This window comes from Stenotrophomonas humi, assembly GCF_001431415.1.
Classification (GTDB): Bacteria; Pseudomonadota; Gammaproteobacteria; order Xanthomonadales; family Xanthomonadaceae; genus Stenotrophomonas; species Stenotrophomonas humi.
Genome location: NZ_LDJI01000029.1, coordinates 106,209 through 117,198, shown reverse-complemented (window position 1 = coordinate 117,198; position 10,990 = coordinate 106,209). Strand labels below are relative to the sequence as shown.

Below are 10,990 nucleotides of genomic sequence, written 5' to 3'. Positions count from 1 at the left end.
CTCCGCGCGCGCGGAGGATTTCGACATCCAGCGTGAGCATGTGCGCCTGTTGAACGCAGCGGTGGATCGCCTGACGTCCGACGGCGTGCTGTATTTCTCCAACAACTTCCGCCGCTTCAAGCTGGACGAAAGCGCGGTTGCGGCCTTTGCCAACTGCCAGGAAATTTCCGCGCAGACCATCGGCCCGGATTTCGAGCGCAATGCCCGCATCCACCGTGCGTGGGAATTGCGGCGCCTGGGATGAAAGCGGTGATCGCCGCGGGAGCTGACAGGAAATCGTCGGCCATTGTGTTTGAGGGTCTGCTGTTGCGGCCCCTCGAGGACGGTGATGCCCCCGTGTTCGTGGAAGCGGTGCGTGAGTCGGTCGAAAGCATCAGCCGATGGATGCCGTGGGCGTCGCATGACTACAGCGCGGCGCAGGCGCTGGAATGGTTCGCTGCCTGCCGTGCCCAGCGCGCCGCCGCAACCGCACTGGAGTTCGGGATATTCAGCCAGGACACCGGTATTTTTCTGGGCGGTGCTGGGCTGAACGAAATCCGCCGCGACCATCGTTTCTGCAACCTGGGCTACTGGGTGCGTCAATCGCGACAAGGGCAGGGTATTGCATCACGCTGCGTGCGCGCGCTTGCCGCGCACGCGTTCGCCAGCGAAGGGTTGCAGCGCGTCGAGATCGTGGTGGCGGTAGGCAATACCGCCAGCGAGAAGGTGGCACTGAAGTCAGGCGCGCTACGCGAGGGGATAGCGCGTAATCGATTGATGATCAATGACCTGGCGGTGCCCGCGCACATGTTTTCGCTGGCTCCCGCATAGTGCGTGCATCTCCCTCCCCCGCGCGGGGAGAGGGCAGGTCTGCCAGGCCGAAACGACACGGCCTGCGGTGTAGGCCACCACTATGGCAGCAGGGCTGCTGCGACCCCGGCGATCGGCAACAGCCATGCCAGCGGCACGATCCAGCGCGGCCGGTACGGATAGAGCCCAAAGGCGATCAGCAATCCTGCGGCGGTCAGTGCACCCAGCCACAGCACCGGCCCCAGCGCCCAACCGTGGTTCCGCACGCACAGGCCGAACGCGGCGGTCAGCAGGATCCAGCCCAGCCAACGCCACACGCGCATGCGTGCGGGGCTGGCCTGGGCCTTGCCGTGCAGGTCCTGCTGGTGCTTGTCCATGGCCAGCGACAACGCGGTGAAGCCCGAGTACGACAGCGCGATTGAAAGCAGCATCATGCCGATGCCTCCGTCGCGACCGCCGCTTGTTGGCGACGTTTTTTCTCGGCCGCACTCAGTGCAGGCTGCCAGCGCTGCATGCGTAGACCGCAGTACCCCAACACCGCAGCGAAGGCGATCATCACCAGATCGAAGCCGGCCAGCACCCAGTCGCCCTGCAGCAGGGTCACGCCGAGATGTGCGTGTGTGGTCATTGCGTTGATCACCGGTATCAGCGCGAACATCGCCGCGCCCACGTACAACTGCCAGGCCCACATCAACCGTTTTGGCCAGATGAAGGCTGCCAGCAGCGACGCCGCCCACGCGTAGAAGAACACGTTGATCTCGGCGTCACTGCGTTCGGCCAACCCGGTCGGCAACAGCCGGTTGCCCCAGAAGTAGGCGGCAAAGGCAATCGGCAGGCCGGCGACGGCGCCGATGTTCAAGGCATCGACCAGGCGCAGACCGAAACCGGTCTTGCCGGACTTGGCATGCTTGGGGCGCTCCTTCACCGCCCACAGCACCACGCCGCTGGCCACCATCAGGCAGCCGATCAATCCGGACAGGAAGAACAACGCACGCAGCCCCCAATCGGCGAAGCGCGCCAGGTGCAGCCCGTACATCACGCCACGGGTGGCGGTGGCGCCGCCCGCGCTTGGGCTGGCCTCGATCAGCTCGCCGCTGACTGCATTGAATCGCAGCGAGGGGGTATCCACTGACAGGCGCTTGCCGTCGCGCTGCTGGATATCGATGACCGCATTGGCTGCGCCGGGTCGGTACAGCGTGAAGCCGGCGACTTCGGCGCCGTTCCATTGCCTGCGCGCGCTGTCCATCAACTGCTGGATCGGCAGCGCGATTGCCGTACCTTGCCCCGGTGATTCGATGTCGGCCATGCGTGCAAAGGCTTCACTGAAGAACGCATCCTCGTCCTTCGGGTAGGCGGTGCTCACGCCCCACGGTAGATACATGAACATCAGGGTGACGATGCCGGTGTAGGTGATCATGGCGTGGTAGGGCAGCGCCATCACCGCGCTGACATTGTGGAAATCCAGCCATGAGCGCAGGCCTTTCTGCGGACGGAAGGTGAAGAAGTCCTTGAAGATCTTCTTGTGGGTGATGACGCCGGTGATGATCGCCACCAGCATGAACATCGCGCAGAAGCCGACCAGATAGCGCGCCCACACCACCGGGATGTAGTGCAGGTCGAAATGCAGGCGGTAGAAGAAGTCACCACCTCGGGTTTCGCGTGCGGTCACTTCCTGGCCGGTATTCGGATCAACGGTGGCGTCGCCGAAACGACCGCCACCGCGACGGCGTCGCTTCTCGCCTTCGACCGGTGGCTTGACCATCGATTCGGGGTTGCGCCAGAACATGCGCATCGCCGGGTTGCGGGTATCGGGCAGGGTGACGTTCCAGCTTTCGGCCAGCGGTGCCTTGTGCTGCAGGAAGGTGATGGCTCGGGCGGCGGCATCGTCGGCACTCACGGTGCTGCGCGGCAGCTCCGGGCGCATCCAGCGGCTGATTTCCTCGCGGTAATAGCTGGCGGTGCCGGCCATGAAAATCAGCAACAGCAGCCAGCCGACCAGCAGGCCGGTCCAGGTATGCAGCCATGCCATGGATTGGCGGAATCCATTTTTCATGCCATTGCTCCCAGCCATAGGGTGCCCAGCCAGAGCAGCGCGGTGGGAATCAGGATGCCGACCCATGCGCGCAACGCGGTGCGGGTAGCAAACGCCCACAATGCCGCGCAGGCGCACAGCACGATGGCGACCAGCATGCCGGTCAGCACCGCCTGGCTGCGGGCGATGGGTAGGGCGACGGCGAAGAACGTCGCGCAGGTCGCGGCGAGTGCGTAGCCGCCGAGGATGGCGGCCAGCGTGCGCGACAGGACGCCCAACCACGGGCGTGTGAGGAAACCGCCGAAGCGGGAGTACCAGGAGCTGGCGAGAGGCGTGCTGTCCACGGGAACCTGCAAAGTCGAATCAATACGGGCGCCACCGGCAGATGCCGGTGGCGCGGGAAAAGCCGGCCGTCCCTGGCCGCCACTGCACATGGCAATGGTCTCCCTGGAGGGGATTACAGCTTCCAGCGCAGGCTCAGCCGCACATTGCGCGGCTCACCCCAGTTCACGCCGTCGTAGAAGCCGACGTTGCTGTAGTACTTCTTGTCGAGCAGGTTGTTGATGTTCAACTGCGCGGAGAAGTTGTCGTTGAACTGGTAGCCGGCGAAGGCGTTGACCAGCACCACCGCGTCCTGGGTAATGCGTGATTTGTAGGTCTTGCCGCTGGTCAGGAAGTCATCTGCAGGCCGGTTGCTCATGCGCCAGATCTCGCTCTGCCAGGTCACGCCGCCGCCCAACGACAGTCGGCTCCATGCACCACCCGGGCGCCAGCCGGTGTTGAGGCGGAAGGTGTTCACCGGCGTGGTGGTGTTCTGGCGCACGCCTTGCTGATTGCGGATGACGGTGTGGGCGTAACCGGCGGACAGGTTCCAGTGCTCGCTGATGCTGCCTTGGGCTTCCAGTTCCCAGCCCTTGACCTCGTTGCCCTTGCCGGTGGAGCGGTAGGCACTGGTGCCGTCCGGCAGGGAGCCTTCCGGCACGGAGTCGTCGATTTCGGCAACGTTGTCCTTTTCACCCTTGAACACGGCAGCCGATGCATTCATGCGGCCATCGAACAGTTCGGCCTTGATGCCGGCTTCCCACATGTCGCCGACCACCGGCTCCAGGTAGCTGTTGTTCTTGTCGCGGTAATTCTGTGGCTGGAAGATGTCGGTGTAGCTTGCGTAGGCGCTGAAGTGCTTGTTGAAATCGTAGATCAGGCCGGCGTAGGGCGTCAGCGAGTCATCGGGCTTGTAGCCGCCGCGCGTGGTGCCCAGCAGCTTGCCGGTGGTGTCGCGGTTGTAGCTCCAATTACGGGTTTCCCAGCTGCCGTAGCGCGCGCCCAGCACGGCCATCAGTGGGTCGGCCAACTGCAGGCGTGCGGCGACATACGCGGCGCGCTGCTTCAGTTCGTCCTCCGACGACAGCCAGTCATAACGATTGACCGGCAGCGGCGCGATGTCGCCGGTCCAGTTGCGCCAATCCGGCACTTTTTCGTAGCCATCTGCGTAGTCGAAATCCGAACCTGGGACTTCACCCTTGCGCACTGACTGGCCGATGCCTACCACCACCTCGTGTTCGCGACCGAACAGTTTGAACGGACCGCCGGCGTTGAGGTCGAACACCTGCATGTCGCTGCGTTCGCCGAAAGCGCCAATGAAAGCCTGCACGCCGGTGCCATCGGCGTTGGGGTAACCCGATGCGCCGTACCAGACCTCACCTTCGGTATCGCGCTTGGCGCGTGTGTAACTGGCCTTGATCGCCCAGTCGTGGCCCAGGCTCTGCTCAAGGCGAGCGAATGCGGTCTTCTCCACGATCGGCCACTGACTCCAGCGCGCCGAGAGATTGGTTGAACGCGGCAGGTTGGCCGGTTTGCCATCGGCCCCCCAGTACGGGACCACACCCCAGGTGACGCCGGAGGTTTCCGGCGACTGATACTCGTAGCCGGCTTCGAGCAGGGTGCTATCGGTCAGATCGGCCTGGACGATGCCGTAGAAGACATCTTTGTCCAAACGATACACATCGCGGAAGGAGTCGCTCTGCTGCTTGGCGGCGACAACGCGGGCACGAACGCGGCCATCCAGCGCGATCGGTCCGCCGATGTCCGCTTCCAGGCGCTGGTTGCCCCAGCGGCCAAGCACCAGGTTGGCGCTCATTGCAAATTCGTCGGTCGGACGCTTGCGCACGTAGTTGACGGTGCCTGATGGATCGCCCGCGCCGGTGGTCAGGCCGGTGGCACCGCGCACTACTTCGATGCGGTCATAGATGACACTGTCGGTGTTGGTCTTGATATAGCCACCGAAGGTGTTGAGCATGCCATCAACCTGGAAGTTGCTGATGTTGTAGCCCCGTGAAACGTAGTTGATGCGCTCGCTGTCGGTGACCGCGACATGCACGCCGGTCACCTGGCCCATGACGTCGGACATCGCATACAGGCCCATGTCATCCAGACGTTGGCGGGTGAGCACGGTGACCGATTGCGGGGTGTGACGCAGCGACAGATCCAGCTTGGTCGCGGTACGCGCCTGCTTGACGGTGTACGAGTTGGGGAGGTCGCCATCGGCAACCACCTTCACTGTATCCAGCGTGGTGGCGTTGGCCGGCGCGGCTTCCGCGTGGGCGGTGGCGGCTTGGCTGGCAAGGGCGACTGCCAGCGCGATGGACAGCAGCGAAAGCGATAGCGGGGAGGTGGCACTTGGACGAAGCATGGGCGTTTCCTGAGTGGCGAAAAGGGAGCGGCCAACAGAGGAGTGCCCACGGCTTCGCCACACGCCAAGCGTGTGCGCTGCCGGGTAGGAGTTCCCGCGTGCTGCCCGCATGCACGACGCGATCGCCTTGGGCGTCGCGCGGCAAGATTCTTTTGTGGGGGTACACGGGGCTGTGCGGGGGATGCGTTGCATCCCTGTCGCGAGAGGCTGGGCGTACGGCCTAGTTCGTAACGATAACCATTCTTATTTGTGAGGGCAAGCTAAATTGGCATGCCGCCACATTGAACTTCTGTGCAGGCAAGCATGAGTGGTTGCGGATGCAGCTGCATCCGCAATCGACAGTTGCCGCAATGCTGCTCTTTACCGAGCACTTCCTTTCTGCGAAGGGCAGAAAGGCTTTGCCTCTGCAATTGCGTGTGTGGCTTCAACCCATATGCATTTGGGCGGCGCTCGGGAGAACAGGTTGCCGGCGCGGCGAGGGCTGAGCCACGGCTTTCAGAAGTGCAGCCAACCGGTGATCGCGTGCAGCAGCAGGCCGATCAGGCCACCCACCAAGGTGCCGTTGAAGCGGATGTACTGCAGGTCGCGGCCGACACTCAGCTCCAACTGTTCGACCAGCTTCCGCTCATCCCAGGCTTTCACCGTCTGCGCGATATGCGTGGTGACGCCGCTGCGCAGGCGGTTGGTGAGCTTCTCCGCGCCGGCCAGCATGTGCTGGTTGAGTGCCTCGCGCAGTGCCGGGTCGCTGCCGATGGCTGCTCCCAGCTTGCCGAGGCTGCGTTCAAGGTGACCGGCGAGTGCCGAGTTCTCGTTGGAGAGATCGTCGCGCAGATAGTCGTGCACGCGCTGCCACAGACCCTGGACGTAGTCCTGCACGGCGGGGTGGTCGATGACCTGCTGCTTGAGCGTGTCGACCTTCGTCGCCAGTGCCGGGTCGTGACGCAGGCGTTGCATGTAGTCGCCGAGCCAGCGTGCGTAGTCCTGGCGCAACGGATGTTCGGGTTCGGACAATACGGCCTGCAGTTCTTCCAGCCCGGCGCGTGCCAGACGATCGGCCAGGGTGTCGCCGATTTCATCGATGGGCTTGACCCAATCCACGGTGCTGGCGAGCTTGGGCCATTCCTTGCGGATGTAGCGCACGATCAAGGCCGAGGCATGCTGGCGCACGCTGTCCTTGTCGAGCCAGCCGGCAACCCGCTTGAGACCTTCGTCGAGCACGCGTTGATGCCGGTTGTCGGCGGTGAGCAGGCCCAGCAACTCGCCTGCGGTTGCCGCGGCATTCCACTGCCGCAGCTGTTCGACCACAAAACCCTGGATGGCGCGGCGCACGGCCGCTTCATCGAGCAGATCCAGAGCCTGCACTGCCCAGCCACGCGCCAGCCCGGCGAGCATATGTGCCTGCTCGGGTTGTGCCAGCCATTGCCCCAGGCGGGCAGCAGGGTCGAACACCTTGAGCTTGGCCAGCAGTGCGTCCGGTTCCAGGAAGTGGTCGCGTACGAACACCGCCAGGCTGTCGGCGATGCGTTCCTTGTTGCGGGGGATGATCGCGGTATGCGGGATCGGCAGGTTCAGCGGTCGCCGGAACAAGGCAACCACCGCGAACCAGTCGGCCAGCGCGCCAACCGTGGCGGCCTCGCAGAACGCGCCAACCCAGGCCCAGACGCCACGCTCGCCGTTGAGGTGGCTGACAATGAAGCCCACCAGCATGGCCAGCAGCATCGCCAGTGCGTACAGCTTCAGGCGGCGCAGCTGCGCGCGGCGTGGGTCGTCCTGCATGTCCACGTACTACTCGTTGTCCTTTTCGCTGATCGCGCGACGGAAGCAGTGGTTACCGGCTGGGTGCGCCCATTCGTTGACAAGGCCACGGCGCTGTCCGTCAGCACTGTCGGTGGCGAATTGGGCGCAGAGCTCGTAGTGCGTGGCATCCAGCGGCCGGTAGCGATAGTCCGGGCCGCCGGCCGGGTCTTTCCACGTCAGCTCCATGCCCGGCTGCGATATCAGCGTGCCGATGTTCGGCGGCAGCGTGTCGTTTTCTCGCCAGTAGTTGCGGGCGGCGATTTCCAGCGTGCGCAGGTCCGACACGCGTGCGTCGTCCATGCGCTTGAGCCGTTGTTGCGAGGGGGAATCAATCACCCAGACGCCAGCGGCCACCGCCAGCGCGGTGACGATGCCGGTGGCCCACAACACGCGGGTACCCCAGGCGGTGCGGCTCATGCTTCCACCTCTTCCTGGCGCAGGTCCCACAGGTAGTAACCGAACACCGTTCCCGCAATGGCACCCACCACCAGCACCTTGAGCACGAAACGCAGGCTCAGATCACCGCCGAGCAGGTTGAAGACCAGCGCGGTGAGATCGCCGATCAGCACGGTGGCAGCTACGAACAGGGTCAGGTAAGTCAGCCATCGGCGTACCGGTGACAAGCGTTTGATTGGATTGCGCTCCACGTCGCGGCTGACATTGCGGGCGACGAAGACGAAAACGGGGAAGGCGATCAGCAGCGCCGAGATCGCCCAACGGATGCCGCCACCGAGGCGCACCAGTTGCCAATCCGCATCGGCCGGATCAGGCAGGGCGTACTCGATCAGCTGGAACAACAGGCTGCCCAGGTTCCAGGTGAAGAAGTACAGCGTGCTGAACAGCACCAGATAGAGAAAGGCTTCGCGTGCGGAAAGCGAGGCGCGCGGGCGCGGCACCGGCAAGGCGAAATCCACCTGCGCCCAGCCGTCGAGCACGCCGCGTATCTGCTGGTCACTCCATCCGGCCGCCAACAGGGCCTGGTTGACCTGTTGGCGGCTGTGGCCGCGCATCAATGCTTCGCGGACGAAGAGTTCCAGTTCCGGGGACGCTGAGGCCATCGCTCATTCCTTGCAGGGCGTGGCCGCAGGGTAGGGCGTGGGCGTGGGGCGATCAAGCGTCCGCGGTTTCGCTGAACTCGGCCGATGCTGCGGGCAGCAGGCGCGCGCGCAGTGCATCCAGCTCCATGCGCAGGGCCTGGTTCTCGGCGGTGAGTGAGGCCACGCGCTGACGCAGGGCTTCCACTTCCGGATGAACCGCAGCGCTATCGCCCGCCGCTGCGGCCGAATCTTCGTCCTCGAACTCGAACTCCTTGGCCGGCTTGGGCTTGCGGCGCGATTCGCGGACACGCTTGGCCGCTTCCTTCAGCTCGCTCTTGCCGCCTTGCGCGGCAGCGCGCTGCTCTTCTTCGGGCAGGCTGGCGACCACGGCGGCGGCGCTGAGCGAGATCTCGCCGGCCTTCACCGCTTCAATGACTTCCTGCGCGGCATGGGCGCTGATCTTCTCGATCAGATTCACCTGGCTGGCACTGAGCTTGGCCTCGCGTGCCAGGTCGGCCCTGGACAGCTTGGGTGCCGGGTCCCATGGTGGCGAATCACCGTCGGCTTCGCCATTGGCCAGGGCGGTCTCACCTTCGCTCTCGCGGCGCAGCTGCTCCTGCTCGGCACGGTGGCGCGCCTCGACGATTGCCCGCTTGCGCAGCGCCAGCACACCGCGCTGGAAGTCGGACACGCTGCGGCGGCCCAGGTGCTGCTCGATCATCCATAGATGCACGTCGTCCATCGACTGGAAACGGGTGTTCTGCACGGTGTTGAACGGAATGTTGTGCTTGGTGCAGATGCCGTAGCGGTTGTGGCCGTCAATCAGCACATCGCCCCAGAGCACCAGCGCATCGCGGCAGCCCTCGGCCAGCAGGCTGCGTTCCAGTGCGTCGTGTTCGTCCTGCGTGAGCGGGTCGATGTAGGCCTTGAGTTCTTGGTTGACGATGATGTCCATGCGGCTGCCGGTTGAAACGTGGGTCGGCATTGTAGTGACCCAGGGCCATGCGCGGCCAATGCCGTCCGCTCAGGAAGCGGGCCGGATTCATACCGGTTGTGTACATCCGGCGGCGTACCATGCAGGCCTGCGGCGCAACCGCCTTGCCGCATAACAGGATCCGGTCATGAGCACTCCCCACCTCCGCGAACAATGGCAGACGCTGGCCGCCAGCCTGACGCTGCGAACCCGCGCATTCATTGATGGCCGCCACGTGGATGCGGTCTCCGGTGCGACCTTTGATTGCGTCAGCCCGATCGATGGCCGCGTGCTGGCACAGGTGGCCGACTGCGGCCAGTTGGACATCGATCACGCGGTGGCCGCTGCGCGGCGCAGCTTCCAGAGCGGCCATTGGTCGAACCTGAAGCCCTCCCGTCGCAAGCATGTGCTGCTGCGGCTGGCCGCGCTGGTGGAGCAGCATGCCGATGAGCTGGCGCTGCTGGAAACGCTGGACATGGGCAAGCCCGTGGGCGAGGCGCGCAATGTCGATATCGCCGGGGTGATCCGCTGCATCCAGTGGACCGCCGAGGCGGTGGACAAGCTTTACGGCGAGGTGGCACCGACCGGCAGCAACGAGCTTGGCTTGATCACGCGCGAGCCGTTGGGCGTGGTCGGCGCCATCGTGCCGTGGAATTTCCCGCTGCTGATGGCGGCATGGAAGATCGCTCCGGCCTTGGCAGCCGGCAATTCGGTGGTGCTCAAGCCTTCGGAGAAGTCGCCCCTGAGCGCGTTGCGTTTTGCCGAACTGGTGGCCGAAGCCGGCCTGCCCGAAGGCGTGTTCAACGTGGTGCCAGGCAATGGCAAGGGCGCCGGCGAGCCGCTGGCGCTGCACATGGACGTGGATGGGCTGGTGTTCACCGGCTCCACCGCGGTGGGCAAGCGCTTGCTGCAATGTGCCGGCCTGTCCAACATGAAACGTGCCTACATGGAATGTGGCGGCAAGAGCCCGAACCTTGTGTTCGCTGATGCGCCCAATCTGGACAAGGCCGCCGAGGCGGCCGCCAGTGGCATCTTCTACAACCAGGGCGAAGTCTGTACCGCTGCTTCACGGTTGCTGGTGGAGCGCTCGATCAAGGACGAGTTCGTCGCGAGGGTCATCGAGCACGGCCGCCATATGCAGCCCCGGCATCCGTTCGAGCCTGACGCGCCGATGGGCGCCCTGGTCGACGAAGCACAGGCCGCGCGCGTGCTGGCTTACATCGAAGAAGGAACCGCTGAAGGCGCGCGTCTGTTGCTCGGAGGCAAGCGTGCCGAAGTGGTAGCCGGTGGCTGTTACATCGAGCCGACCGTATTCGATGAGGTGTCACCACAGCAGCGCATCGCGCGCGAGGAAATCTTCGGCCCGGTGCTGTCGGTCATCGCATTCGATGGTGAGTCACAGGCGCTGCAACTGGCCAACGACAGTGAGTACGGTCTGGCCGCGGGTGTCTGGACGCGCGACATCTCGCGTGCCCACCGCGTGGCCCGTGGCCTGCGCGCCGGCAGCGTCTGGGTGAATCAGTGGGACGGCGGCGACATGAGCGCGCCGTTCGGTGGCTACAAGCAATCCGGCAATGGTCGCGACAAATCACTGCATGCTTTCGACAAGTACACCGAGATGAAGGCGACCTGGATCAATCTCGCTGATTGAAGCCAAGGACCTGCAGCTGCGG

The 10,990-nt window shown here is 64.5% G+C and carries 10 protein-coding genes and 1 pseudogene; 3 read left to right on the top strand and 8 right to left on the bottom strand.

Annotated elements, in window-relative coordinates; genetic code table 11:
* A pseudogene (locus ABB26_RS15725) lies at window positions 1-244 on the top strand (bifunctional 23S rRNA (guanine(2069)-N(7))-methyltransferase RlmK/23S rRNA (guanine(2445)-N(2))-methyltransferase RlmL); the annotation flags it as partial.
* A gap of 62 nt (window positions 245-306) precedes the next feature.
* Window positions 307-810, top strand: coding sequence for a GNAT family N-acetyltransferase (locus tag ABB26_RS15720; RefSeq protein ID WP_245626241.1), 504 nt, complete (start codon window positions 307-309; stop codon window positions 808-810).
* Between the two features lie 80 nt (window positions 811-890).
* Here ABB26_RS15720 and ABB26_RS15715 read toward each other — a convergent pair whose 3' ends face one another.
* The 8 genes from ABB26_RS15715 to ABB26_RS15680 all read right to left on the bottom strand — a co-directional run bounded on the left by ABB26_RS15715 (window position 891) and on the right by ABB26_RS15680 (window position 9,299).
* The gene (locus ABB26_RS15715; protein ID WP_057635646.1) at window positions 891-1,223 is read right to left on the bottom strand and encodes a DUF3325 domain-containing protein; all 333 of its coding nucleotides are present in this window, start codon (window positions 1,221-1,223) and stop codon (window positions 891-893) included.
* Window positions 1,220-2,842, bottom strand: coding sequence for a PepSY-associated TM helix domain-containing protein (locus ABB26_RS15710; protein ID WP_057635661.1), 1,623 nt, complete (start codon window positions 2,840-2,842; stop codon window positions 1,220-1,222). Before ABB26_RS15710 ends, ABB26_RS15715 begins: the two co-directional genes overlap by 4 nt.
* A complete protein-coding gene (locus ABB26_RS19470) occupies window positions 2,839-3,165 on the bottom strand; it encodes a DUF3649 domain-containing protein (RefSeq protein WP_057635645.1) in 327 nt (108 codons plus the stop codon). The genes ABB26_RS15710 and ABB26_RS19470 overlap by 4 nt, the downstream gene beginning before the upstream one ends.
* A gap of 113 nt (window positions 3,166-3,278) precedes the next feature.
* Entirely contained in the window at window positions 3,279-5,510 is a 2,232-nt protein-coding gene (locus tag ABB26_RS15700) for a TonB-dependent siderophore receptor (protein ID WP_057635644.1), read from the bottom strand.
* 495 nt (window positions 5,511-6,005) lie between these two features.
* Window positions 6,006-7,286: a DUF445 domain-containing protein gene (locus tag ABB26_RS15695; protein ID WP_057635643.1), complete on the bottom strand. Its 1,281-nt coding sequence runs from the start codon at window positions 7,284-7,286 to the stop codon at window positions 6,006-6,008.
* Between the two features lie 9 nt (window positions 7,287-7,295).
* A complete protein-coding gene (locus ABB26_RS15690) occupies window positions 7,296-7,724 on the bottom strand; it encodes a hypothetical protein (protein ID WP_057635642.1) in 429 nt (142 codons plus the stop codon).
* Window positions 7,721-8,365, bottom strand: coding sequence for a DUF5671 domain-containing protein (locus ABB26_RS15685; RefSeq protein ID WP_057635641.1), 645 nt, complete (start codon window positions 8,363-8,365; stop codon window positions 7,721-7,723). The genes ABB26_RS15690 and ABB26_RS15685 overlap by 4 nt, the downstream gene beginning before the upstream one ends.
* Window positions 8,366-8,417: 52 nt before the next feature.
* Entirely contained in the window at window positions 8,418-9,299 is an 882-nt protein-coding gene (locus ABB26_RS15680) for a hypothetical protein (RefSeq protein WP_057635640.1), read from the bottom strand.
* A gap of 166 nt (window positions 9,300-9,465) precedes the next feature.
* Here ABB26_RS15680 and ABB26_RS15675 point away from each other — a divergent pair, with 166 nt between their 5' ends.
* Window positions 9,466-10,968, top strand: a complete 1,503-nt coding sequence (locus ABB26_RS15675; protein ID WP_057635639.1) for an aldehyde dehydrogenase — start codon at window positions 9,466-9,468, stop codon at window positions 10,966-10,968.
* Window positions 10,969-10,990: the final 22 nt, after the last annotated feature.

What these genes read in the sequence shown, in the direction of transcription:
- ABB26_RS15715 (WP_057635646.1), bottom strand. Translation starts at nt 1,223, where the DNA reads ATGATGCTGCTTTCAATCGCGCTGTCGTACTCGGGCTTCACCGCGTTG.
- ABB26_RS15710 (WP_057635661.1), bottom strand. Translation starts at nt 2,842, where the DNA reads ATGAAAAATGGATTCCGCCAATCCATGGCATGGCTGCATACCTGGACC.
- ABB26_RS15700 (WP_057635644.1), bottom strand. Translation starts at nt 5,510, where the DNA reads ATGCTTCGTCCAAGTGCCACCTCCCCGCTATCGCTTTCGCTGCTGTCC.
- ABB26_RS15695 (WP_057635643.1), bottom strand. Translation starts at nt 7,286, where the DNA reads ATGCAGGACGACCCACGCCGCGCGCAGCTGCGCCGCCTGAAGCTGTAC.
- ABB26_RS15690 (WP_057635642.1), bottom strand. Translation starts at nt 7,724, where the DNA reads ATGAGCCGCACCGCCTGGGGTACCCGCGTGTTGTGGGCCACCGGCATC.
- ABB26_RS15685 (WP_057635641.1), bottom strand. Translation starts at nt 8,365, where the DNA reads ATGGCCTCAGCGTCCCCGGAACTGGAACTCTTCGTCCGCGAAGCATTG.
- ABB26_RS15680 (WP_057635640.1), bottom strand. Translation starts at nt 9,299, where the DNA reads ATGGACATCATCGTCAACCAAGAACTCAAGGCCTACATCGACCCGCTC.
- ABB26_RS15675 (WP_057635639.1), top strand. Translation starts at nt 9,466, where the DNA reads ATGAGCACTCCCCACCTCCGCGAACAATGGCAGACGCTGGCCGCCAGC.